The following is a 22,620-nucleotide window of genomic DNA, read 5'->3' on the forward strand; positions in this document are numbered from 1 at the left end:
CGCGAATGCGGCGTGCCCTGAATCCATGTTAGTGCCTGCGCACGCGCAGAGTTAGGCTGCTCTCGCGGGGGCGCGTGCTTGCACGTTCAGCGCGGCCTTTGCGCCACCGTGCCCGGCATCAGCCGCAGCAGGCTCACCACGGCCGCGACGGCGGCGAAGGCAGTCGCCACGTAGAGCGCCACGGTCGGTCCCTGTTGTGGCGCAAAGCCGAAGATGAGCGCGACGAGCGCCGCGCCGAGCGTTTGCCCGGTGAGGCGCGCGGTGCCGAGCATGCCGCTCGCGCCGCCGCTGCGCTCGCGCGGCGCGGAGGAGAGGATCTGCCGGTTGTTGGGCGACTGAAAAACGCCGAAGCCCGCGCCGCAAAGCGCCATGCGCCAGCAGATGTCGAGCACCGTCGGATGGGCGCCGAGCGCGGCGAGCGAGAGCAGGCCGGCCGAGAAGAGCGCGAGCCCGATGCCGCCGAGCATGCCTGCCGGATAGCGGTCGGAGAGGGCGCCCGCGAGCGGCGCGGCACCGATGATGACGAGCGGCCAGGGCGTCATCAGCAGACCCGTGTCGACCTGCGAGAAGCCGAACGTCTCCTGCAGCAGGAAGGGCAGCGCGACGAACGCGAGCATCTGCGCGCAGAACGAGCACACCGAGGTGCTGATCGACAGCGCGAACACGGGATTGGCGAGCAGATCGACGGGCAAAAGCGGCGCTGGCTGGGTGAGCTGCCGCCGCACGAAGAACCAGCCGACCACGATCGCGACCACGAATTCGAGCGCGACGAGGCGCTTGCTCTCGCCGTGGCCGAGGCCGTCGACGGCGAAGATCAGGAGGCCGAACACGATGGCGTTGAGCACGGCGCTCAGGTAATCGTAGGGCGCGGGATGCCGTTCGTTCACGGGCAGCGCGCGCATTCCCAGCATGAACGCGGCGATGCCGATCGGCACGTTGATCGCGAAGAGCCATGTCCACGACGCGATGGCGAGCACGCCCGAAGCAAGCGTCGGCCCGACCGCCGAGGCGATCGCGACAACCATGGCGTTGATCGCGACGCCGCGCCCGAGCTGCGCGCGCGGATAGATCATGCGCACGAGCGCGGTGTTCACGCTCATGATCCCGGCGCCGCCGAAACCCTGCACCGTGCGCGCGAGCGCGAGCTGGGGCAGCGTGGTGGCGAGCGCGCAGCCCAGCGACGCGACCGTGAAGAGCGCCATGCCGGCGAGGTAGACGCGCCGGTAGCCGATGCGGTCGCCGAGTGAGGCGAGCGGCAACAGCGAGATGGTCACCGAAAGTTGATAGGCGTTGACGATCCAGATCGAGCTTGCCGCGCTCGCGCGCAGGTTGCGCGCGATGGTCGGCAGGGCGACGTTGGCGATTGCGCCGTCGAGCACGGCAAGCGTGATGCCGAGCGCGACGACGAGGATCGCGTAATAGCGCTGTGGGAAGGGCAGGCCGGTTTCGGCGTCGGCGGTGGAATCGGCGGAAAGTTCGGAAAGCGTGGGCATCGACTGGAGAGGCGGCGCGCCCCGTGTCTGGATCGTCGCGAGGCGCTGCCGGCTGGCTGTGGTTTTCAGGCGTTGTTTCGCGCTAGTTCGTTGCCTGGCTGTTGCTTGTGGCGTGGATTATTTCAGTTCGTAAAGCCCGACGTAGGTGGTCGAGTCCACTTCGTTCAGGTGCGTCATGAAGCGCGCGACGGCGTTCGTCGTCTCCGGTGTGACAGGCAATTGCGCGGCCTTGAGCGCATGCACGCGGAAGATATAGCGATGCGGCTTGTCGCCGCGCGGAGGCGCCGCGCCGCCGAAGCCCACGGTGCCATAGTCGTTGCGCACCTGCACCGCGCCCTGCGGCAGCAGGCTGCCGTCGGCCCTGCCCGCGTTGCGCGCGAGCGAGCGTACGTCAGGGGGGATGTTGACCACGACCCAATGCCAGAAGCCGCTGCCCGTGGGCGCGTCCGGGTCGTAGACGGTGAGCGCGAAGCTTTGCGTGTCGGCGGGCGGCTCGTCCCATTGCAGCGCGGGCGAGACATTGTCGCCGTCGACACCGAAGGCACGGTCGTCGAACTCCTGTGCCTTCGGCATGAAACCGTTGCTGGGAAAGTCATCGGACCAAAGTCGGAAATCAGCCATCGGTTGCCTCCTCCGTTTTGGAACTGCTTGTGACTGCTTGTGACTGCTCGTGACTTCGCGGGACGGTTGCGCCGGCATAGATGACATCGCAAACGAAAGGCGTTCGCGACTTGCGTTCGCGACTTGCGTTCGAACAGGCAAAGCGACTAGCGCAGCCGGTCGAGCGAGTTTATCACCGCGCGGCTTGCGCGCGAGCGGCAGCATCGCAGCGCCACAAGCGGTGCAGGCCGCGCGGGCCGCCTCACGCGCGCGCCTCGAACCACGCGGACGACTCGTCTTCGAGCCACGCGGCGAGCCGCTCGACGACCGCCTGCGGATCGTGCTGCGCGCCACGCAACGCGCATTCCCAGATCACGGCCACGCGCCACCCCTGCGCCGCCAGTGCGGCGAGCGCCCGGGCGTCGTTGACGCGGTTGCGCGCGATCTTCTCGCGCCAGAACTCGGGGCGGGTTTGCGGCCACTTGAAGAGCGCGCAGTTGTGGCCGTGCCAGAAGCAGCCGTGCACGAATATCACGGCGCGCCGGCGCGGCAACACGATGTCGGGGCGGCCGGGCAGTTCGCGCACGTTCAGGCGAAAGCGAAAGCCGCGCCGATGCAGCAGACTGCGAATCAGCGTTTCGGGCCTGGTGTTGCGCCCGCGTATGCCGGACATCATCCGGCTGCGGGTCGCTGTATCGACGACGTCCACCATCGCCTGAAGTCTCGCTCCTTAGCCTTGCTTCGTTCGGCCGCGGCGCGCGCCGCTCAGCGGCCTCCCGCCGTGGCCAGCGACGTCGCGGCGCGCGCGGGTTTGCGCCCCGCTTTGGGCCCCCCTTTTGGCGCAATCCTGCGTTTATCCACACTCGCAACGGCGGCAGGGGTTGCCGCCGCCGCATTGTCCGCGAGGGGCGCCGTGTCGTGCCTTGCGCCGAGCAGGGCATCCAGATGCGGCATCATCGCGCGCGCGACTTCGCGCATCACCGGCATCACTACGCTGTTGCCGAACTGGCGGTATGCCTGAGTGTCGCTCACCGGAATGCGGAAGGTGTCGGGCAGCCCCATGAGCCGCGCGCACTCGCGCGGCGTGAGGCGCCGCGGGCGCACGCCTTCGCCCTGGTAGACGAGGATTTCCGAGCCGTCCTTGTGATAGCGCGCAGACAGCGTGCGCGTGACGCTGTCGGGAAACGCGAGCCCGTAGCCGAAGCCGTTGCCGGCCGCGCGATGTTTTTCGGCGTATTGCTGTAAATAGGCCCAAAGGCCGGGCGTGAGCGTGTACTTTGACTGCACGCGGCGCTCGCCGTGATCGAAGAAGCGCTCTCCGTCCCACGGCAGGACCGGCTCGCGGCCGTCGGTGCGGTGCAGGATCGAAGCAAGGCGCGGGCCGTTTTCAGGCAGCGCCAATGCGTCCCACGAGAATGCGGTCGGCTCGCGAAACCCGACGATGATGATGCGCTCGCGATGCTGCGGTGTGAAATGACGCCCGTCGATCACGCGATAGTGCACGTCATAGCCGAGTTCGTCGCGCAGCACCTGGAGAATCACGTCGAAGGTGCGGCCGCGATCGTGCGACATCAGGTTCTTGACGTTCTCGAGCAGGAACGCGGCGGGCCGCTTCTCGGCGATGATGCGCGCGACGTCGAAGAACAGCGTGCCCTGGGTCGTGCACGCAAAGCCGTGCGGGCGGCCGAGCGCGTTCTTCTTGCTCACGCCCGCGATCGAGAACGGCTGGCAAGGAAAGCCCGCGAGCAGGACGTCGTGGTCCGGCACGTCGGCGGCGTCGACGGCCGTGATGTCGCCGATGAACGGATGGTCCTCGCCGTAGTTCTCGAGATAGGTCTTGCGCGAGAACGGATTCCATTCGCTCGTGAAGACGCACTCGCCGCCATGCGCCTCGAATCCCTTGCGGATGCCGCCGATGCCGGCGAACAGATCGATGAAGCGAAAGCGCGCCGCGCCGCCGTGCTGGCGCGGGCCGCCGTGCAGCAATTCGCGCAGCGCGGCTTCGAGCATGGCGGGGCAGGGCGTTTCGCCTTTTTCCCAACGCCGGATGGTCTTCACGTCGCGGCCGACGTGCGTGGCGATTTGCTGCTGCGTGAAACGCTTGCGTGCCTGCTGGAGCAGGTCTCTCGGTTCGGCCGTGAGCACGGAGTCCTCGTTAGGGTATTTTTGCGGACATTATGACCGATGCTCGACCCGCGACACCAGGACTTCCCGCTGTGTTGCGTGGGCCGCGCCGCCCGGGCGCGTCGAAAACAGGAGGAAATCAGGAGTGTGAGCCGGCGTTTGCCTGCCTGGTCGGCGAGGTCGAGGCGACGTTGAGTTCGTGCAAATCGACGATGAGCAGCAGGCTGTCGATTTCGCTCAGTTGGCCTTTGTTCACGTGGCCGGTGTCGAGCAGGCGATGCAGGCGCTGGCGCCAGTAGCTCGCGGGGAGAATAGGTCCCCCGAAGTCGCCCGCGAGCGACAGCGGCATCACGCGACGAATGTGCGCGATATCCTGGTCTATGAGGTTCGACACCATATAACCGGCGGGGAGGGGACGCGTGGAGTCCATGAAGGCCATAACGGCACTTCCTGTCGTACCTTTAGGGAAATTTGCTCGGTACTTACCCTGGCCGCTCAAGGGGCGCGCCAGATCGCCTCGCGCCGCCGCTTATTCGGCGGCGGGGGGCGTCACGCCGGGCGCCTGGGCAGCGCTTTCGAGGAAGCGGCGCGTCGCGTCGAAGGCGTTCAGCATCTGCTCGGGCCAGGGGGTTTGCAGCATGACGGCCTGATGGTTCTCGAATGCCGCGCTCAGCTGACGAGCGAGCTCAGGCGAGTTGAGATGGCGCAGCAGCACGCTCACGGCGATGGCGGTGGCCTGGCTGGCGCCGGCTGTTTGCAGTTCGGAGGCGGTGAGGGCGGCGACTTGCTTGTTGATGTCCATGGAAAGCCTTCGGGAAAGAGGGGGCACGAACGCGCAGAAGGGACGGGACCGGGGATGCGCGAACCGGCCGGTGCGGCTGGTCCCCCTGGCAGGAATCGAACCTGCATCTAGCGCTTAGGAGGCACTTGTTCTATCCATTGAACTACAGGGAGCGCGTGGTCGAGCATTGCTCCGTTCGATCGCCATGTTTCCCAAGTGACCCGTCATGGCGCGGAGCGGCCGCGAAGCGGTTCGGCCTTGCGGGCCCGAGCCATATCGCGACGCAGGGCCAAGAGTATAGCAAACGTGTGGGGCGCGAAGACGACGCCCTCCAGGTTCGTGTCCTTGCGCTATCGCGACTTTATCCGATGGCGGCGAGCCGTCGCGCGATTCGGGCGAAGCGGCGCGATCAAAATTCGACGACGGTGAATTCCGCCTTGCCGACATCACACAACGGGCAGCGCCAGTCGTCGGGGATATCCGCAAAGCGCGTACCGGCGGCGATGCCCTCGTCCGGCAGACCCTCTTCCTCGTTGTAGATCCAGCCGCAGATCAGGCAAACCCAACTCTTGTACTCGATTACTTCGCTCACAGCGTGTCCTTCGTTTAGTCGATTCGATGCATGGCCCCAAATACGGCCCTGTATAGATTCAAGGCGGCCCGGGCGACCCGCGATGTTACCGGAAAAAGGCCCGCCTGCCGGTGCGTGAATGGGTCACGGTTGAGGGCGCGCCCGTGCCTCGCGGCCCGAGCCTTGCGGCGGGCACCTGCGCGGACCGACCTGCGCGGCCTGAGCTCCGCGCCCCGACCTAGCGGCCCGAGCTCCGCGCCCCGGCCTACGCGCCCCGAGCTCCGCGCCCCGAGCTCCGCGCCCCGAGCTCCGCGCCCCGGTACAATCCCCCTTTCAGGTCCATCGCACGCATCGCATTTCATCCATGTCGCTTTACACCATCACCGGCGCGCAACTGGCGTTCGGCCACGTCGCGCTGCTCGATCACGCGGACTTTTCGCTCGAAGCCGGCGAGCGCGTCGGGCTGATCGGCCGCAACGGCGCTGGCAAGTCGTCGCTGCTGACGATCGTCGCCGAACTCGCCAAGCCCGACGACGGCCTCGTCACGCGCCAGCAGAATCTCTCGACCGTCTACGTGCCGCAGGAGCCCGACTTCGACGCCGATGCCACGGTGTTCGACACCGTCGCGTCCGGCCTCGCCGGCGTGCGCGCGCTGCTCGACGAATACGACGCGGTCGCGCACCGGCTCGCGGACACGCCCGAAGGCGCGGAGCACGACGCGCTGCTCGCGCGCATGAACACGCTGCAATCGTCGCTCGACCACGCCGACGCGTGGAGCTGGCGCACGCGCGTCGCCACGACGCTCGCGCAGATCGGCCTGGCAGGCGACGCGCGCGTGGGCTCGCTCTCGGGCGGCATGCAAAAGCGCGTCGCACTCGCGCGCGCGCTCGTGGTGCAGCCCGACATCCTGTTGCTCGACGAGCCGACCAACCACCTCGACTTCGACGGCATCCGCTGGCTCGAGGAACTGCTCGTCGCGCAGCGCTCGAGCCTGCTCTTCATCACCCACGACCGCGCATTTCTCGACCGCGTGGCCACGCGCATCGTCGAGCTCGATCGCGGCAAGCTGCTCTCGTATCCGGGCAACTTCTCGCAGTACCAGGAGCGCAAGGCGCAGCAGCTCGAAGTCGAGCGCGTGGAGAACGAGAAGTTCGACAAGCTGCTCGCGCAGGAAGAAGTGTGGATCCGCAAGGGCGTGGAGGCGCGCCGCACGCGCAGCGTGGGCCGCATCGCACGGCTCGTGCAGATGCGCCGCGAGCGCGAGGAGCGCCGCAACGTGCAGGGCAACGTCCGGCTCGATGTCGCGCAGGGCGAGAAGTCCGGCAAGATCGTCGCGGAGCTCACGGATGTCACGAAGCGCTATGGCGCTCGCACGATCGTCGACAACTTCTCGACCACGGTGATGCGCGGCGACAAGATCGGTTTCGTCGGGCCGAACGGCGCGGGCAAGACCACGCTCCTGAAGCTGATCCTCGGCGAGCTGAAGCCCGACGAAGGCACGGTTCGCGTGGGCACCAACCTGCAAGTGGCGTACTTCGACCAGATGCGCGCGCAGCTCGACCTCGAAAAGAGCCTCGCCGATACGATCAGCCCCGGCAGCGACTGGGTCGAGATCAACGGCGCGAAGAAGCACGTGATGAGCTATCTGGGCGACTTCCTGTTCGCGCCCGAACGCGCGCGTTCGCCCGTGAAGTCGCTTTCGGGCGGCGAGCGCAATCGCCTGCTGCTCGCGCGGCTCTTTGCGCGGCCCGCGAACGTGCTGGTGCTCGACGAACCGACCAACGACCTCGACATCCCGACGCTGGAACTGCTCGAAGAACTGCTCACCGACTACGACTGCACCGTGCTGCTCGTGAGCCATGACCGCGCGTTTCTCGACAACGTGGTGACCTCGGTGATCGCGTCCGAGGGCGATGGGCGCTGGCGCGAATATGTGGGCGGCTTCACCGACTGGCAGACGCAAAGCGCACGGGCGCAGGAGATTGCCCAGGCGCGTGCGCCGAAGGAAGCGGCGCCGGCGGCGGCCGCGCCCAAGGACAGCGCGGCGGGGCGCAATGCCCAGCGCACGGTCAAGCTTTCGTTCAAGGAGCAGCGAGAGCTGGACGAGCTGCCCAAGCGTATCGAGGCGCTGGAGACGGAGCAGAAGGACATCGGTGCGAAGCTCGAGGACGGTTCGATCTTCGCGAAGGACGCGCAGGAAGGCGCGATGCTCACACAACGCTACGCGGCGATCGACGAAGAACTGCTCGTTGCGCTGGAGCGGTGGGAAGAGCTGGAGAGCAAGCGCAAGTGATGCGAGAGAGGAAGCGGCTTGATGAAGGCCGCTTTTTCATGAGCGTGTGAGCCGTGAAAGCTTGTGCTCAAGGCCTGGCAAATACGACTGCACGGTGCTCCAGACTATGTCGATATCCACGACGAAGTATCCGTGTGTCACATGGTTGCGCATGCCATACATGGCCTCCCAAGGTATCTCGGGATGCGCGGCCGCGAAATCCGGGTCGCCACGCGTGATATTGCGCGTGGCTTCGCCAATGATCGTGATGTTACGCACGACTGCATCGACAGCCATTGGTGTTGCCGCGAAGCTGTCGCGTGAAAGCGGCGCGGTGTAGGTACCTATGCGTTCAATGGCATCAAGAATATGTTGCAGGTAGTCCGGCGTGCGCAGATCCTTTTTTCTCATACAGGCACCGATTCAGCGACCACGCGTGCCCGGAAGGTTTCCGGTAGTGCCTTTGGCGTGAGAACGTCCACCCGGACGCCCAGCAACGCTTCGAGCCGCAACTGGATTTGTGCGAGATCGATAAGCGTAGTCTCCGGGGTGGGATCGACGAGCAAATCGAGATCGCTGTCCTCGTCGTCTTCCGCGCGCGCTGCCGACCCGAACACGCGTGCATTGGTCGCGTGATGGCTCGCGACGATTTGCCGGATTTCTGCGCGGTGCGCACGCAAGGCTTCGGATGGTTTCATGACACCTCCATGCTCCGGATCGTTAAAAAAAGCCTGTTGAGCAGTCAATGGCACGAGCCGTGCCGCGCGCACCCATTCTACGCGACCCGCCCCGCGCGCCGCCCCTCCCCCGAACGGCCAACCCGCCGGCAAATTGCCGTGCAAGCCCAAATCAGTACAATACCTCGCGAATTCGAATAACGGCCCGACGGGCCGCGCCGCCGCGAGCGCATCTGCCAGCGCGGTGCGCAGCCGGTTCACCCCGTTGTTTCATATCGGTTTTTTTGAACGCTCAACGCGTTTTCCCCGCAGATGTCCACAGGACCTGTGGACAAGCGCGCCGACAACCCCCTGTGGATCACCATGTCAACGAAGAAGTCCAACGCTGGAAACACCGGATATAGCGAAGCGTCGATCAAGGTGCTCAAGGGCCTCGAGCCCGTCCGGCAGCGGCCGGGCATGTACACGCGCACCGAGAATCCGCTGCACATCATCCAGGAAGTCATCGACAACGCCTCGGACGAAGCGCTCGGCGGCTACGGCAAGCGCATCACCGTGACGCTGCACGCCGACCATTCCGTCTCCGTCGAGGACGACGGCCGCGGCATTCCGTTCGGCCTGCACCCCGACGAGAAGGTGCCCGTCGTCGAGATCGTGTTCACGCGTCTGCACGCGGGCGGCAAGTTCGACAAGGCCGCCGGCGGCGCCTATACGTTCTCGGGCGGCCTGCACGGCGTGGGCGTCTCGGTCACCAACGCGCTCTCCACGCGGCTCGACGTGACCGTCTGGCGCGACGGCAAGGTCGCCGAAATCGGCTTCTCCGACGGCAACGTCACGCGGCCCCTCACCACGCGCAACGCCACGCGCGACGAGAAGAAGAGCGGCACGCGCGTGACCGCATGGGCCGATCCCAAATACTTCGATTCGCCTAATCTGCCGCTCGGCGAATTGCAGCGCTTGCTTCGCTCGAAGGCCGTGCTGCTGCCCGGCGTCGAAGTCACGCTCGTCATCGAGAAGACCGGCGAGCGCCAAAGCTGGAAGTACGAAGACGGCTTGCGTGGCTATCTCCTCGAAGGCATGGGCGGCGCCGATCTGCTGATTCCGCTGTTCGAAGGCGAGCGCTACGCCGACGCGCGCACCACCGACGACACCTTCGCCGAAGGCGAGGGCGCCGCGTGGGTCGTCGCCTGGAGCGAGGAAGGCTCGCTCACGCGCGAGTCGTACGTGAACCTGATTCCGACGCCCGCGGGCGGCACCCACGAAAGCGGCCTGCGCGATGGTCTCTTCCAGGCCGTGAAGAGCTTCGTCGAACTGCACAATCTTCAGCCCAAGGGCGTGAAGCTCCTGCCCGAAGACGTATTCGCGCGCGTCTCGTTCGTGCTCTCGGCCAAGGTGCTCGACCCGCAGTTCCAGGGGCAGATCAAGGAGCGCCTGAACAGCCGCGATGCCGTGAAGCTCGTTTCGTCGTTCTCGCGCCCCGCGCTCGAACTGTGGCTCAACCAGCACGTCGAGCACGGCAAGAAGCTCGCCGATCTGGTGATCAAGCAGGCGCAGGCGCGCACGCGCGCGGGCCAGAAAGTCGAGAAGCGCAAGAGCTCGGGCGTGGCCGTGCTGCCCGGCAAGCTCACCGACTGTGAAGCGACCGATATCGCGCGCAACGAGCTGTTCCTCGTCGAGGGCGACTCGGCTGGCGGCTCCGCGAAGATGGGACGCGACAAGGAGTACCAGGCGATCCTGCCGCTGCGCGGCAAGGTGCTCAACACGTGGGAGACCGAGCGCGACCGCCTCTTCGCCAACAACGAGGTGCACGACATTTCGGTGGCGATCGGCGTCGATCCGCACAGTCCCGACGACACCGTCGATCTCTCGAACCTGCGCTACGGCAAGATCTGCATTCTTTCCGATGCGGACGTGGACGGCTCGCACATCCAGGTGCTGCTGCTCACGCTCTTCTTCAAGCACTTCCCGCAGCTGATCGAGCGCGGCCACGTGTTCGTGGCGCGCCCGCCGCTGTTCCGTGTGGATGCGCCCGCGCGCGGCAAGAAGCCGGCGCAGAAGCTCTACGCGCTCGACGAAGGCGAGCTCGAAGCGATTCTCGACAAGCTGCGCAAGGACGGCGTGCGCGACACGCAGTGGAGCATCAGCCGCTTCAAGGGCCTGGGCGAAATGAGCGCCGAGCAGCTCTGGGATACGACGATGAATCCCGACACGCGCCGCCTCTCGCCCATCGTGCTCGGCGACCTCGACTACGAGGCCACGGTGTCGCGCATGACGATGCTCATGGGCAAGGGCGAAGCGGCTTCGCGCCGTTCGTGGCTCGAAGAGAAGGGCAACGAAGTCGAAGCCGACATCTGATACGCGCCAGCGCCCATCACGCGCACACACACACGCGCACACACGATTACGGACTGATTGAAACATGGACGATCTATTTGCTGAAGTGGCCGACGCCCCGAACGGCGACACGCTCACGCTCGGCCACTACGCGGAACGCGCCTATCTCGACTACGCGGTGAGCGTGGTGAAGGGCCGCGCGCTGCCCGACGTCTGCGACGGCCAGAAGCCGGTGCAGCGCCGTATTCTCTTCGCGATGAACGAAATGGGCCTCGGCGACAACGCCAAGCCCGTGAAGTCGGCGCGCGTGGTGGGCGACGTGCTCGGCAAGTACCACCCGCACGGCGACCAGTCGGCTTACGACGCGCTCGTGCGTCTCGCCCAGGACTTCTCGATGCGCTATCCGCTCATCGACGGCCAGGGCAATTTCGGCTCGCGCGACGGCGACGGCGCAGCGGCCATGCGATACACCGAAGCGCGCTTGACGCCCATCGCGAAGCTGCTGCTCGATGAAATCGACATGGGCACCGTCGATTTCATGCCGAACTACGACGGTTCCTTCCAGGAACCGAAGACATTGCCAGCGCGCCTGCCCATGCTGCTCCTGAATGGCGCATCGGGTATCGCGGTGGGTCTTGCCACGGAAATTCCGTCGCACAACCTGCGCGAGGTTGCGTCGGCAGCCGTCGCGATGATCCGCAATCCCAAGCTTTCGCACGCGGAGATCATGGAGCGGCTTCCGGGGCCCGATTTTCCGGGCGGCGGCCAGATCATTTCGAGCGACGCGGAAATCGCGGCGGCCTACGAATCGGGTCGCGGCAGCCTCAAGGTGCGCGCGCGCTGGAAGATCGAGGATCTCGCGCGCGGGCAGTGGCAACTCGTGGTGACCGAGCTGCCGCCCAACACATCGGGCCAGAAGGTGCTCGAAGAGATCGAGGAGCTGACGAACCCGAAGCTCAAGCTCGGCAAGAAGACGCTCACGCCGGAGCAGCTGCAGAGCAAGCAGACCATGCTCGCGCTGCTCGATGCCGTGCGCGACGAGTCGGGCAAGGATGCACCCGTGCGCCTCGTGTTCGAGCCGAAGACGAGCCGCATCGATCAGTCCGAATTCGTCAATTCGCTGCTCGCGAACACGAGCCTCGAGTCGAACGCATCGCTCAATCTCGTGATGATCGGCGCCGATGGCCGTCCGCGTCAGAAGGGCATCAGCGAGATCCTCGGCGAATGGATCGGCTTCCGCTTCGCGACGGTCACGCGCCGCACTAAATACCGTCTCACCAGGGTCGACGACCGCATCCATATCCTCGAAGGGCGGATGATCGTCTTCCTCAATATCGACGAGGTCATCCGCATCATCCGCGAGTCGGACGAACCCAAGAGCGCCTTGATGAGCGCGTTCGGGCTCTCCGAGCGCCAGGCCGAGGACATTCTTGAAATCCGTCTGCGTCAGTTGGCGCGGCTCGAAAAGATCAAGATCGAGAAGGAACTCGCCGAACTGCGCGAGGAAAAGGCGAAGCTCGAAGAACTGCTTGCGAACGAGTCGTCGATGAAGCGGCTCATCGTGAAGGAAATCGAAGCCGACGCGAAGCAGTACGGCGACGACCGCCGCACGCTCATCCAGCAGGAAAAGCGCGCGAGCTTCGAGGCGCGCGTGGTGGACGAGCCGGTCACGGTGGTCGTTTCGCAGAAGGGCTGGGTGCGTGCGCTCAAGGGCCATGGGCTCGACACGCAAGGATTCACGTTCAAGGCCGGCGACGGTTTGTACGCCGCGTTCCAGTGCCGCACGCCCGACACGCTCATCGCGTGGGGCAGCAACGGGCGCGTCTATTCGGTGGCGATCGCGAACCTGCCGGGCGGCCGTGGCGACGGCGTGCCGGTCACGTCGCTCATCGAACTCGAAGCGGGCACGCATCTGCTGCATTACTTCGCCGCGAACGCGGAGCAGCAATTGCTGCTGGCGTCGAGCAACGGCTTCGGCTTCATCGCGAAGATCGGCGACATGGTGAGCCGCGTGAAGGCGGGCAAGGCGTTCATGACCATCGACGAGGGCTGCGCGCCGCTGGCGCCGATGCCAATGCTGCCCGATGCGATTCAGGTGGCGTGTCTTTCGTCGGGTGGGCGCCTGCTAGTGTTCGGCCTCGACGAGATGAAGACGCTTTCGGGCGGCGGGCGCGGCGTGACGCTGATGCAGCTCGACGACAATGAGAAGCTCGTGCAGGCGCTCGCGATCAGTGCGGCAGGCGTCGTGCTCGTGGGCACGGGTCGCGGCGGCAAGGCGGGCGAGGACCTGATGGCGGGCGCGGTGCTCTCGCCGCAGGTCGGCAAACGCGCGCGCAAGGGCCGCACGCCGGACTCGAAGCTCAAGGTCGTGACGGGTATGCGTCCGGTGTTGCCGCAATAAAGGCGGGGTTCGGAGTGGGACGGGAGTGCTCTGCGTGGGACGGGAGCGCTCTGCGTGGGACCGGCGCTTTGCGTGGGACCGGGGTAAGTGCTAAAGCACTAACACCGGTCGCAAAGTGCTAAGGCACTAACTCCGGTCGCAAAGTGCTAAAGCACCAACTCCCGTCGACACATATCCTGCGCGAACGGCCGCATGGCATGGAATAATGCCGCGAACAACGACATAACGAGGGATCTCAAGCATGGGCCACGCGATCGCAACCGCGCTCTTTCTGCATCTGCTGGGCGTTGCCGTCTGGGTGGGCGGCATGGTCTTCGCGCACTTCTGTCTGCGCCCGGCGCTCGAAGACCTCTCGCCGCAACTGCGCCTTCCGCTCATCGAATCGGTGTTCGGCCGCTTCTTCAACTGGGTGGGCGCGGCAGTCATCGTGATCCTGGTTTCCGGCGGCTTCCTGCTCATGCAGTTCGGCGGCGGGCACGCCACCTGGCAACTGCATGCCATGGCGGGCCTCGGCGTGTTGATGATGCTGATCTTCGGCCACATCCGCTTCGCCGTGTTTCCGCGTATCCGCCGCGCCGTGCAGGCGCAGAAGTGGCCCGACGGCGCGCGCGCCGTGGGCACCGTGCGCCGGCTCGTCGTGATCAATCTCGTGCTGGGTGTCGTGACGATCGGTGTCGCGGTGCTTGCGCGCGGGTTCTGATTGGCGCTTCGGCGTCGCTTTCTCCTGTTTCTTCCGCCACCCGAGGCGCGTGCGCTCTCGGGTGGTTTTGCGAGCGCGCCTCGATCAGCAAATGAGGTCGTGCTTCATGCCCGCGCATCAAGTCAAAAGCACCCACGCGCCGCATGCGAGACCCACCGTCGCATAGACCGCGTAGGCGGGGAGCTTGAGCTTGCCGAAGCACATCGCCGCGAACAGGGCCGTCAGCAGGTACGACGGATGCAGCGGCACGCGCCGCACGATATGCCATACCGCGATCGCCAGGAACGCGGTCGTGGCCGCGCCCAGCACGCTCATGGCGTGCTCGAAGCGCGGGTTCGCCCTCATGCCGTGCACGTGGCGCCGCGCGAGCACGACGAGGCAGCCCGACGGCACGAAAAGCGCGAGCGTGGCGACGAGCGCGCCCGTCCAGCCATCCACGAGATAGCCGAAGAACGGCACCACGTTCAGGAGCGGCCCCGGCGAAAGCGGGGAGAGCGTGAACGCCAGCGTGAAATCGTCGTTGCTGATGCCCACGGCTGGCGTGACGAACAGCGTCTTGAGCACCGGCAGCGCCGAGAAGCCGCCGCCGAACAGGGTCATGCCCGCGCCGGCGAGCCGCGGCCATAACAGCGCCGCGTCGAGCCGCTGCGGCAGCGGCAGCGCGAACATCGCGATCAGCGCGGCAAGCACAGCGAGCAGCCGCACGTCGCGCCGCGTCACGCGCATGTCGAGCCTCTGCGAAGGCACGGGGCTTACAAGCCAGCCCACGGCGAATGCGAGAAGGAGAACCACCACGTACGCCGCGCCGCTGGCGGCGAGCGCGAGCGCCACGCAGGCCGCGAGCGCCACGCCCCATTCGAGCGGGCCGCGCACGAGCGCGCAGGTTTGCCGATACCAGGTCACGGCGATCAGCATCGCGAGCACCACGCTGAAGTGGTCCAGTAACGTGCGCGAGGCGGCCCCATGCACGAGCGGCGTGCGGTAGAAAGCGGCGAATACCGTCATCACGGTGAAGAAGGGCAGCACGCTCGCCACGCCGGCGGCCCACGCGCCCGTGCGGCCGCGCAGCGCGTGTCCCAACTGCACCGCCACATTGCATCCGACCGGCCCCGGCACCATCCATGCGAGCGCGACGAGATCCGAGAATGCCGTCTGGGTCAGCCGCCGCTCGCGCGCCACGTAGTGCTGCTCCAGCTGCGCCATGAGCGCGAGACCGCCCCACGAGATCGCGGACACGGTCAGCACGACGCGAAAGAGCTTCAGCAGGGGTTCATCATCGTCGCGTTTGGGCGTCGCAAGCGCGTCGTCGGTGCGGGGTGACATGGCTGAATCATGCGGCGAAAGTGCGTGCGGGTCTGTGCGAGAAGGCACGCGCGATGCGCGAGAGGTGCCCGTTAGCGCGGTTGCGGCGCGTCGCTCAGTCGCTCGTTGCGGCTATCTTCGTGTGCCGTCTGCGTACCCGGCGGTGTGGCGCTGCACACGCCGAAGCGCTCGATCAACGCGGCTACCTCTTCGACCGGCACCGGGCGCGAGAACAGGAAGCCCTGCGCCTCGATCGGTCCGAGCGCGGCGAGCCACGCGATCTGCTCCTCCGTTTCGGTGCCTTCGACGACCACCGTCAGCCCGAGCGAGCGCGCAAGATTCACGATCGCCGAGACCATCACGCAAACGCTGCGGTCTCCGGGAATGGCCTGCACGAACGAGCGGTCGACCTTGAGCGTGTCGACGGCGAAGCGGTTCAGGTAGGACAGCGAAGAATAGCCCGTGCCGAAGTCGTCGAGCGCGACGCGCACGCCAAGACGCTTCAACGCGAAGATCTTCTCGGAGACGAGCTCCGGGTACTCCATCATCGCGGTTTCGGTGATCTCGAGCTCGAGCCGGTGCGCGGCGATACCGGTCTCTTCGATTGCGCGCGCAACGGTTTCGTAGAGATCGCCGCGCCAGAACTGCACCGCCGAGATGTTGATCGCGAGCGTGAGCGACTCGTAGCCCTGCTGCTGCCACTGCGCAAGCTGCGCGCATGCGGTGCGGATCACGAAGTCGCCCACGGGCACGATGAGGCCCGTGGATTCGGCCACCGGAATGAACTCGCCCGCGGGGATGAGCCCGTACTGCGGATGGTTCCAGCGCACGAGCGCCTCGAAGCCCGTGATGCAGCGCCGCCGCAGATCGATCTTCGGCTGGTACGCGAGAAAGAGCTGGTCCTCGGCGAGTGCGACGCGCAGCTGCTGCTCCCACTTCATCAGGTGGTCGGCGCGGTGGGCGAGCTGCGGCGAGTAGAAGCGAAAGCAGTTGCGGCCGGCCTCCTTCGCGGCGTACATCGCGAGGTCGGCCTTCTTGAGCAGATCGATCTCGCTCTCGTGCGCGACCGCGAAGAGCGCGATGCCCGTGCTCGCATGCAGGACGAAGGCGCTGCCGCGCACGTCGAACGGATGGGTGAACGCGGCGTTGGTGGCCTCGGCGAGCGCGATGGCGCGCTTTTCGATGTCGTCGCCCTTCACGATCACGACGAACTCGTCGCCGCCGATGCGCGCGAGCGTGCCCGCGCCGCCCACGGCGTCGGCGAGGCGCGCGGCGCTCATCTGCAGCACGATGTCGCCGGCGTTGTGGCCGAGCGTGTCGTTGACGGTCTTGAAGTTGTCGAGGTCGATGAAGAGGATGGCGAGCCGCCCGAGGTTGCCCGGCTGCGAGACTTCGTGGCGCAGGCGCTGCAGCGTGGCGTAGCGATTGGGCAGGCCCGTGAGCAGGTCGTACTGCACGAGCTGCGACATTTCGCGCTCGCGCCCGAGCAGCTTGCCGATCAGCCCCGTTGCCACGGCGAAGAACGACAGCATGGCGAGCGAGATGAACGTCGCCATCATCAGGTAGACGTCGCGCGTGTGGTTGTAGTCGGCGAACTCTTCGGCCTGCGAAAGACCGACCAGCACGGCGAGCGGATAGCCGTCGATGTGGCGGTACGAGACGATGCGCGCGACGTGGTCGATCGGGTCGACGTAGGTGCCCGAGGCGTGCTCGGAGATCGGATAAACGCCGCTCGCCGAGAAGGCGCCGTTCGCGCGTTCGGCGCTGCCCGTGCGGCGCGCGAGCACGGCGCCGCTGTCCGAGATCACGGCGATCACGCCGTCACGGCCGATCGCCGCATTGTTGTAGAAGTCGCTCGTGAAGTAGCTCGGGTCTTCCGAAACCACCACCACACCCGCGAACGAGCCGTCGGGGTGGTTGAGGCGGCGCGTCATCTGCAAGGTCCAGTGGCCGGACACGCGGCCGAGCACCGGCTTGCTGATGAAGAGCTGGTCGTCGTTCTCGTGCTCGTGCACCTTGAAGTGCTCGCGGTCCGAGAGGTCGATGGGTTTGGGGTTCGGCTCGGCCGTGTTGGCGACGAGCTTGCCGTGCTCGTCGATGATCGACACCTGCACGAGCGAGTCGCTCTGCACGACGCCCTTCTCGACCGTGCTCGCGAGATTGAAGCGCTCAGGCGACTTCTCGAACTCGTACTTCACGAAGCGCGTGATCTGGTCGACCTGGTGGATCGCCTTGACCGTGTGCTGTTCGAGCGCCGCCGAGAGGATGGCCGCGGAAGCCGTGGCCTCGCGCATCGTCGCTTCCTTCTCGACGGACAAGCGCGTGAAGATCACTGCCCACAGCAGAACGAGCACCAGCACACCGAGCAGGGGGATGGCGAGCAGCGCGCGCGGGCGCGTGTAGGCCGGCCTGGGAGTGCCGCGCAGGCTCGCATCTCGCGAGAACGGACCCCGGCGGGTGCTCATTGCAGCCGCCGTAGGCGCGTGGGCTCACCCCGCGGATGCGGCGTGCAGAACGGCGGCGATGCGCTCGGAGGAGTCGGCGGCATGAACAAAAGATGGTTGGGGAATACGCGAATTGCGCACGAACTATGAACGCCGGACGCGGCGTGCATCCGATGTTTCGATATTACTGGTTGGGGAATGATTAAGGAAGCTGCGCTCCCCCGGGTATACGCGAGGGACGGCTCAACGGGCCTGCAATGCCCATGTGCGGTGCATAGATGCCATGCGGCGCATGATGGCCGATGCCGCGTGCATGCAGATGACGCAAGGCACGTGTGGCGCCTCGCTGACACGGGGTCCGGCGTTCAGCCGAGGCGGCAGGTCCCGTCGACGACGGTCACCGCATGGCCGCCCACCCAGATCTTGCCGGCCGCGTCGTCGTAGGCGACGTGCACACGCCCGTCGCGCCCGAGCGCCGTGCCCTGGCGTACGGTGTAGCGTGTGCCGGGGCGCCGGTTCTGCTGTTCGAGCAGCATGGCGATGGCGGCGTTCGCGCTGCCGGTCACCGGGTCTTCGCCCTTGCCGAGGCCCGTCATCAGGCAGCGCACTTCGAAGGTGGCGGGGCCGTCGGCCTCGTGCGGACCGTAGGCGGCCAAACCGTGCGCGCCCACGCTCGCGGCAACCGCTTCGATCCGCTCGTAGTCGACCTCGAGTGCGAGCACCGCTTGCGCCGAAGCGAGCCGCACGACGAGCCACGGCGCGCCGTTGTCGACGCCGCAGGGCGTTGCCGTGAAGTCGATCGCGTCCGAGCGCAACGCGTCGCGCAATGCATCGCGCTGTGCGTCGGCGAGCGGCGTCACGCGCGCTGGCGGCGCGGCGAACGCCCATGCGCCGTGCTCGCCCGCGGCCAGGTCGATGAGGCCCGCGCCGCATTCCTGCACGAGGCGCCCGGGTGTCTTCGGCGTGCGGCCGCTTTCGAGGAACGCGTGCGCCGTGCCGAGCGTCGGGTGGCCCGCGAAGGGCAGTTCGCCCTTGGTCGTGAAGATGCGCACGCGGTAGTCGGCGCGGGCGTCGGTCGGCGCGAGCAGGAAGCTGGTTTCCGAGAGATTGGTCCAGCGCGCGATGGCCTGCATGTCGTCGCTGCTCAAGTCATCGGCGTCGAATACCACGGCGAGCGGGTTGCCCGTGAAGGGACGCGACGCAAAGACGTCGACCTGTTTGAAGCGGACGCGGTGCTGGGTCATGGCGGAACGATCGCAGGAGGGGAAGGAGAGCGGCAGAGGATGCGCCAGGTTGCGCGAACGCACAACGGAAAAACTGCGAGATAGTTCGCGGACCTTGATGCAGGTCCGCGAACCGTGTCAAAAGCCGCTAGTCGCTTACTCGACTTCGGCGATCAGCTCGATCTCGACACACGCGCCGAGCGGAATCTGCGCGACGCCGAAGGCCGAGCGCGCGTGCTTGCCCTTCTCGCCGAACACGTCGGCGATCAGCTCGGACGCGCCGTTCGTGACGATGTGCTGCTCGGTGAACGTGAGCGTCGAGTTCACGAGGCTCATCAGCTTCACCACGCGCTTGACCTTGTTGAGGTCGCCCGTATGGGCGTGCAGCGTGGCGAGCAGGTCGATCGCGATCGAGCGCGCGGCGGCCTTGCCTTCCTCGGTCGTGAGCGTGTCGCCGAGCTTGCCGGCCCACACCTTGCCGTCCTTCTTGGCGATGTGACCGGACAGGTACACCGTGTTGCCGCTTTGCGCGCTCATCACGTAGGCGGCGGCGGGCGCGCCTGCCTGGGGCAGTGCGATGCCGAGCTGTTCGAGACGGTCGTAGACGTTGATGTCAGCCATGATCAGGATTCCTCGTTCGGGTGTTGAATCGAAACTAGCGTGTCATTGTGTCAGGCGTGCGCGCGGATCAGGGCCGCGAGCCTGGCGACGCCTTCTTCGATCTTCGCGGGCGGCACCGTGACGAACGACAGGCGCAGCTTGTTGTGTTGCGGCTCGCTCGCGAAAAACGGCGCGCCGGGCACGAAGGCCACGTTCTGCGCCACGGCTTCGGCCAGCAGCTTCATGCTGTCGATGTGCGCGGGCAGCGTCACCCAGATGAACATGCCGCCTTCGGGGCGGTTCCAGCTCACGCCTTCGGGCATGTTGCGCTGGAGCGAGTCGAGCATCGCCTCGCACTGGTCGCGATAGAGCGAGCGCACCTTCGGGATGTGCGTGTCGAGGAAGCCGTCCTTCACCACCTCGTAGACGATGCGCTGCGTGAAGCTGGGCGTGTGCAGGTCGGTGGCCTGCTTGGCCTGCACGAGCTTGAAGTGGAGGTCTTCGGGAGCAATGATGTAGCCCACGCGCAGGCCGGGCGCCAGGACCTTCGAGAACGAGCCCAGAAGCACGACATGCTCGGGCGCGAGCGAGTGCACCGTCGGCAGCGGGTCGCCCGCGTAAAGGAGCGCGCCGTACGGATCGTCTTCGACCACGGGGAACGGCGAGTGCTTCGCGAATGCCGCGAGCGCCTGGCGGCGGTCGAGCGGCAGGCGGCGGCCCGTTGGGTTCTGGAAGTTCGGGATCGCATAGAGCAGGCGCGCGCCGGCCGTGAGTTCGGGCGTGAGGCCTTCGGGCACGAGTCCCTTCTCGTCGGTCGGAACCTGCACGTACTTCGGCTCGTAGAGCGAGAACGACTGCAGCGCGCCGAGGTAGGTGGGCGTTTCCACCAGCACCGGGCTATCGGGCGAGACGAGCACCTTGCCGATCAGGTCGAGCGCCTGCTGCGAGCCCGTGGTGATGAGCACCTGCGAGGGGCGCACTTGCACGCCGCCCACCGAGTGACGCGCGGCCACCCACTCACGCAGCGGCATGTAGCCTTCGGTCGCGCTGTACTGCAAGGCGCCCGAGGGATCGTCGCGCAGGATGCGGTCGGCGGCGGCGCGCATTTCCTCGGCCGGAAAGGTGGCCGGCGCGGGCAGGCCGCCCGCGAACGAAATGACTTCCGGGCGTTCGGTGACCTTCAGGATTTCGCGAATCGCCGAGCTGGTCAGCTTGATTGCGCGCTCGGACAGTTGCCACGCGGGCGCGGCCTTGAGATCGCTCTGGTCCATGGGGTCTCCTTGTTGGGGTAGGCGAGTTGCTGCACGTTCAGATGCAGTTTCAGGGGCGGCATGGGGCGCGATCACGCGACGCCGCCGGCGGCCGCCGAAAACTTTCGATTATGACGCGAAACCTGCTCATGCGCGCGCCGGCGCTGGGGCGGTGCGGATCGCCGCGCGGCGTCCCAACACCACCGTGGCGATCACGGCCGCCGCGTAGAGCCATGCCGAGGGCGAGACCTGCTCGCCGAACAGCAGCGCCGAGAACGCCATCGTGAAGAAAATCTGCAGCAGCTGGACCTGGCCCACGCGCGCCGTGCCGCCCATGGCGAGCCCCGCGTACCAGGCGAAGAAGCCGATGAACTGCGAGAACAGCGTGACGTAGCCGAAGGCGAGCCAGGTTTTGAGCGCGACGGGTTCGGGATGGGCGACGTGGTGCGCCCAGGCGAGCCAGCCCACGGGTAGCGCGAGGAACGGCGCGCAAAGCACGAGCGCCCAGCAGATCACCTGCCAGCCGCCGAGCACTCGCGCGAGGCGCGCGCCTTCGGCATAGCCGAGTGCGCCGATGCCCACGGCGATGAGCATCCACGCGTCGCCCGCGTGCAGCGCGCCGCCGCCCGCCTGGAGCGCGAACGCGACCACGAGCGCGCTGCCCAGAAGCGCGCTGATCCAGAACGCCCTGGAGGGCCGCTCATGCGAGAGCCACGCGGCGTAGATCGCCACGGCGAGCGGTTGCAGCCCGTTGACGATGGCGCCGTGCGAGGCGGGCACGGTCTTCATCGCGAAGGCGGAAAACACCGGAAACGCGACGATCACGCCGAGCGACACCACGGCGAGGCTCTTGACCTGCGGCCAGGTGGGGCGCTTCTCGCGCCGGATGGCAAGCAGCAGCGCGGCCGGCACGGCGGCGGCGAGCGCGCGGCCGAGGCCATTGAGCAGCGGGTGGAATTCGGCGACGACGATGCGCGTCATCGGCAGCGTCAGACTGAAGATCATGACGCCGACGAGGCCGAGCAGCATGCCTTGGGTTTCGCGTGCCTTCATACGTTCCATTGCGGTTGCGCCCGACGGATCAGCGTGCCGGCGCACCGAGCGTGCGCGGGCCGGACGGGGTTTCGAACTGCGCGACGAGCGCGGGCGAGAGGGCTTCTTCCACGGCGATCAGGTGCGCCGCGCCGAGCCACTCGAGCTGCTCGCGCACCGCCTGCGCCTGCGGATGAAAGCCGGTGAGGGAGGTCAGCGCGATGCCGCTGTCGGGCAGCACTTGCGACGGGTGGCGCGCCGTGTCCCACTGGATGAGCGAGGGGAGGACGCCGTCGCCCGCGCCTTGCCACGCCGGAAACGCGCCGTCTTCGGGCACGGTGAGCTGCCACGAGAAGTCGCCGCGCGTCATCGGCACGAGAGCGGCAATGCGCTGCGGGTACTGCTCGCGCCAGCGCGCGAGGCTTTTGGGCGGATCGACGCGCACGACCCAGTGCGACAGGTACGGGCCCTGTTCGAGGCGCGCCTGCACGGCGGGATCGTCCAGCGCGAAAAGGCGCGCGCGGGCGTTGGCGCCGCTCTTGGCCGCGGGGTCGACGGCGATGACTTCCAGATACGCGCCGCCCCACAGCCCGAGCAACCGGTTGTGCGTGCGCATGAGCGGGTGCGCGCCGCCGCCCGAAGGCGCGACGCCCAGCGCGTCGCTCACGTACTGCACGCCTGCTTCCAGCGTGCGGGCGGCAACGACGAGGTGGTCGAGGCGAAGCGGCGTGGCGTTCATGGGGGGCGATCGGAACCGGAAGTTTCGAGGGGCCGGAAGGAAGCGGGTGGTGCGCCTGAACAGTGCGGGACGCCGCC

The 22,620-nt window shown here is 66.8% G+C and carries 20 protein-coding genes and 1 tRNA gene; 4 read left to right on the forward strand and 17 right to left on the reverse strand.

Features of this window, described 5'->3' with window-relative positions; all coding sequences use genetic code 11:
• Window positions 1-86: 86 nt before the first annotated feature.
• The 8 genes from BMI01S_RS10325 to BMI01S_RS10360 form a co-directional block, all read right to left on the reverse strand.
• Window positions 87-1,493 (reverse strand): MFS transporter, encoded by a 1,407-nt coding sequence (locus tag BMI01S_RS10325; RefSeq protein WP_042289073.1) that lies wholly within the window; start codon window positions 1,491-1,493, stop codon window positions 87-89.
• A gap of 117 nt (window positions 1,494-1,610) precedes the next feature.
• The gene (locus tag BMI01S_RS10330) at window positions 1,611-2,114 is read right to left on the reverse strand and encodes a YbhB/YbcL family Raf kinase inhibitor-like protein (RefSeq protein WP_028210502.1); all 504 of its coding nucleotides are present in this window, start codon (window positions 2,112-2,114) and stop codon (window positions 1,611-1,613) included.
• A gap of 241 nt (window positions 2,115-2,355) precedes the next feature.
• Complete coding sequence (locus BMI01S_RS10335; RefSeq protein ID WP_028210501.1) at window positions 2,356-2,805, reverse strand: very short patch repair endonuclease; 450 nt, start codon at window positions 2,803-2,805, stop codon at window positions 2,356-2,358.
• Window positions 2,806-2,858: 53 nt separating this feature from the next.
• Window positions 2,859-4,238 (reverse strand): DNA (cytosine-5-)-methyltransferase, encoded by a 1,380-nt coding sequence (dcm, locus tag BMI01S_RS10340; protein WP_081715867.1) that lies wholly within the window; start codon window positions 4,236-4,238, stop codon window positions 2,859-2,861.
• Window positions 4,239-4,356: 118 nt separating this feature from the next.
• Window positions 4,357-4,656, reverse strand: a complete 300-nt coding sequence (locus tag BMI01S_RS10345) for a hypothetical protein (RefSeq protein WP_238327653.1) — start codon at window positions 4,654-4,656, stop codon at window positions 4,357-4,359.
• Between the two features lie 90 nt (window positions 4,657-4,746).
• The gene (locus tag BMI01S_RS10350) at window positions 4,747-5,019 is read right to left on the reverse strand and encodes a hypothetical protein (protein WP_028210500.1); all 273 of its coding nucleotides are present in this window, start codon (window positions 5,017-5,019) and stop codon (window positions 4,747-4,749) included.
• Between the two features lie 77 nt (window positions 5,020-5,096).
• A tRNA-Arg gene (locus BMI01S_RS10355) sits at window positions 5,097-5,171 on the reverse strand.
• 236 nt (window positions 5,172-5,407) lie between these two features.
• On the reverse strand, window positions 5,408-5,590 hold the full coding sequence (locus BMI01S_RS10360) for a rubredoxin (RefSeq protein ID WP_028210499.1): 183 nt from the start codon (window positions 5,588-5,590) through the stop codon (window positions 5,408-5,410).
• 343 nt (window positions 5,591-5,933) lie between these two features.
• On the opposite strand from BMI01S_RS10360, the gene BMI01S_RS10365 reads away from it, so the two are divergent.
• Window positions 5,934-7,862: an ATP-binding cassette domain-containing protein gene (locus tag BMI01S_RS10365; protein ID WP_028230600.1), complete on the forward strand. Its 1,929-nt coding sequence runs from the start codon at window positions 5,934-5,936 to the stop codon at window positions 7,860-7,862.
• Between the two features lie 36 nt (window positions 7,863-7,898).
• Here the strand turns inward: BMI01S_RS10365 and BMI01S_RS10370 are convergent, their stop codons facing one another.
• Both BMI01S_RS10370 and BMI01S_RS10375 read right to left on the reverse strand, forming a co-directional pair.
• A complete protein-coding gene (locus BMI01S_RS10370) occupies window positions 7,899-8,252 on the reverse strand; it encodes a HepT-like ribonuclease domain-containing protein (RefSeq protein ID WP_028230601.1) in 354 nt (117 codons plus the stop codon).
• Window positions 8,249-8,539, reverse strand: a complete 291-nt coding sequence (locus BMI01S_RS10375) for a nucleotidyltransferase family protein (RefSeq protein ID WP_028210497.1) — start codon at window positions 8,537-8,539, stop codon at window positions 8,249-8,251. Before BMI01S_RS10375 ends, BMI01S_RS10370 begins: the two co-directional genes overlap by 4 nt.
• Window positions 8,540-8,881: 342 nt before the next feature.
• Here BMI01S_RS10375 and BMI01S_RS10380 point away from each other — a divergent pair, with 342 nt between their 5' ends.
• The 3 genes from BMI01S_RS10380 to BMI01S_RS10390 all read left to right on the forward strand — a co-directional run bounded on the left by BMI01S_RS10380 (window position 8,882) and on the right by BMI01S_RS10390 (window position 13,953).
• Window positions 8,882-10,873, forward strand: a complete 1,992-nt coding sequence (locus BMI01S_RS10380; RefSeq protein ID WP_028210496.1) for a DNA topoisomerase IV subunit B — start codon at window positions 8,882-8,884, stop codon at window positions 10,871-10,873.
• 64 nt (window positions 10,874-10,937) lie between these two features.
• Window positions 10,938-13,253: a DNA topoisomerase IV subunit A gene (parC, locus tag BMI01S_RS10385; RefSeq protein ID WP_028230602.1), complete on the forward strand. Its 2,316-nt coding sequence runs from the start codon at window positions 10,938-10,940 to the stop codon at window positions 13,251-13,253.
• 241 nt (window positions 13,254-13,494) lie between these two features.
• Window positions 13,495-13,953, forward strand: a complete 459-nt coding sequence (locus BMI01S_RS10390; RefSeq protein WP_028230603.1) for a CopD family protein — start codon at window positions 13,495-13,497, stop codon at window positions 13,951-13,953.
• 117 nt (window positions 13,954-14,070) lie between these two features.
• On the opposite strand, the gene BMI01S_RS10395 is transcribed toward BMI01S_RS10390, so the two are convergent.
• The 7 genes from BMI01S_RS10395 to BMI01S_RS10425 all read right to left on the reverse strand — a co-directional run bounded on the left by BMI01S_RS10395 (window position 14,071) and on the right by BMI01S_RS10425 (window position 22,543).
• Window positions 14,071-15,276 carry a chromate transporter gene (locus BMI01S_RS10395; protein ID WP_028230604.1) on the reverse strand — a complete coding sequence of 402 codons (1,206 nt, stop codon included), beginning with the start codon at window positions 15,274-15,276 and terminating at the stop codon, window positions 14,071-14,073.
• Between the two features lie 71 nt (window positions 15,277-15,347).
• Window positions 15,348-17,720, reverse strand: a complete 2,373-nt coding sequence (locus BMI01S_RS10400; protein ID WP_028210488.1) for a bifunctional diguanylate cyclase/phosphodiesterase — start codon at window positions 17,718-17,720, stop codon at window positions 15,348-15,350.
• Between the two features lie 344 nt (window positions 17,721-18,064).
• Window positions 18,065-18,943, reverse strand: coding sequence for a PhzF family phenazine biosynthesis protein (locus tag BMI01S_RS10405; RefSeq protein ID WP_028230605.1), 879 nt, complete (start codon window positions 18,941-18,943; stop codon window positions 18,065-18,067).
• 135 nt (window positions 18,944-19,078) lie between these two features.
• Window positions 19,079-19,543, reverse strand: coding sequence for a RidA family protein (locus BMI01S_RS10410; protein ID WP_028230606.1), 465 nt, complete (start codon window positions 19,541-19,543; stop codon window positions 19,079-19,081).
• A gap of 50 nt (window positions 19,544-19,593) precedes the next feature.
• Window positions 19,594-20,793, reverse strand: coding sequence for an aminotransferase-like domain-containing protein (locus BMI01S_RS10415; protein WP_028230607.1), 1,200 nt, complete (start codon window positions 20,791-20,793; stop codon window positions 19,594-19,596).
• 126 nt (window positions 20,794-20,919) lie between these two features.
• Complete coding sequence (locus tag BMI01S_RS10420) at window positions 20,920-21,825, reverse strand: DMT family transporter (protein WP_028210484.1); 906 nt, start codon at window positions 21,823-21,825, stop codon at window positions 20,920-20,922.
• Between the two features lie 28 nt (window positions 21,826-21,853).
• The gene (locus tag BMI01S_RS10425; RefSeq protein ID WP_028210483.1) at window positions 21,854-22,543 is read right to left on the reverse strand and encodes a VOC family protein; all 690 of its coding nucleotides are present in this window, start codon (window positions 22,541-22,543) and stop codon (window positions 21,854-21,856) included.
• Between the last annotated feature and the right edge of the window lie 77 nt (window positions 22,544-22,620).

Origin of the sequence: Paraburkholderia mimosarum LMG 23256 = NBRC 106338 (assembly GCF_000739815.1) — a bacterium.
Classification (GTDB): Bacteria; Pseudomonadota; Gammaproteobacteria; order Burkholderiales; family Burkholderiaceae; genus Paraburkholderia; species Paraburkholderia mimosarum.

Excerpts from the sequence above, each read along its gene's own strand:
- BMI01S_RS10325 (WP_042289073.1), bottom strand. The coding sequence starts at position 1,493 with ATGCCCACGCTTTCCGAACTTTCCGCCGATTCCACCGCCGACGCCGAA.
- BMI01S_RS10330 (WP_028210502.1), bottom strand. The coding sequence starts at position 2,114 with ATGGCTGATTTCCGACTTTGGTCCGATGACTTTCCCAGCAACGGTTTC.
- BMI01S_RS10335 (WP_028210501.1), bottom strand. The coding sequence starts at position 2,805 with ATGGTGGACGTCGTCGATACAGCGACCCGCAGCCGGATGATGTCCGGC.
- BMI01S_RS10345 (WP_238327653.1), bottom strand. The coding sequence starts at position 4,656 with ATGGCCTTCATGGACTCCACGCGTCCCCTCCCCGCCGGTTATATGGTG.
- BMI01S_RS10350 (WP_028210500.1), bottom strand. The coding sequence starts at position 5,019 with ATGGACATCAACAAGCAAGTCGCCGCCCTCACCGCCTCCGAACTGCAA.
- BMI01S_RS10365 (WP_028230600.1), top strand. The coding sequence starts at position 5,934 with ATGTCGCTTTACACCATCACCGGCGCGCAACTGGCGTTCGGCCACGTC.
- BMI01S_RS10370 (WP_028230601.1), bottom strand. The coding sequence starts at position 8,252 with ATGAGAAAAAAGGATCTGCGCACGCCGGACTACCTGCAACATATTCTT.
- BMI01S_RS10375 (WP_028210497.1), bottom strand. The coding sequence starts at position 8,539 with ATGAAACCATCCGAAGCCTTGCGTGCGCACCGCGCAGAAATCCGGCAA.
- BMI01S_RS10380 (WP_028210496.1), top strand. The coding sequence starts at position 8,882 with ATGTCAACGAAGAAGTCCAACGCTGGAAACACCGGATATAGCGAAGCG.
- parC (WP_028230602.1), top strand. The coding sequence starts at position 10,938 with ATGGACGATCTATTTGCTGAAGTGGCCGACGCCCCGAACGGCGACACG.
- BMI01S_RS10390 (WP_028230603.1), top strand. The coding sequence starts at position 13,495 with ATGGGCCACGCGATCGCAACCGCGCTCTTTCTGCATCTGCTGGGCGTT.
- BMI01S_RS10395 (WP_028230604.1), bottom strand. The coding sequence starts at position 15,276 with ATGTCACCCCGCACCGACGACGCGCTTGCGACGCCCAAACGCGACGAT.
- BMI01S_RS10400 (WP_028210488.1), bottom strand. The coding sequence starts at position 17,720 with ATGAGCACCCGCCGGGGTCCGTTCTCGCGAGATGCGAGCCTGCGCGGC.
- BMI01S_RS10405 (WP_028230605.1), bottom strand. The coding sequence starts at position 18,943 with ATGACCCAGCACCGCGTCCGCTTCAAACAGGTCGACGTCTTTGCGTCG.
- BMI01S_RS10410 (WP_028230606.1), bottom strand. The coding sequence starts at position 19,543 with ATGGCTGACATCAACGTCTACGACCGTCTCGAACAGCTCGGCATCGCA.
- BMI01S_RS10415 (WP_028230607.1), bottom strand. The coding sequence starts at position 20,793 with ATGGACCAGAGCGATCTCAAGGCCGCGCCCGCGTGGCAACTGTCCGAG.
- BMI01S_RS10420 (WP_028210484.1), bottom strand. The coding sequence starts at position 21,825 with ATGAAGGCACGCGAAACCCAAGGCATGCTGCTCGGCCTCGTCGGCGTC.
- BMI01S_RS10425 (WP_028210483.1), bottom strand. The coding sequence starts at position 22,543 with ATGAACGCCACGCCGCTTCGCCTCGACCACCTCGTCGTTGCCGCCCGC.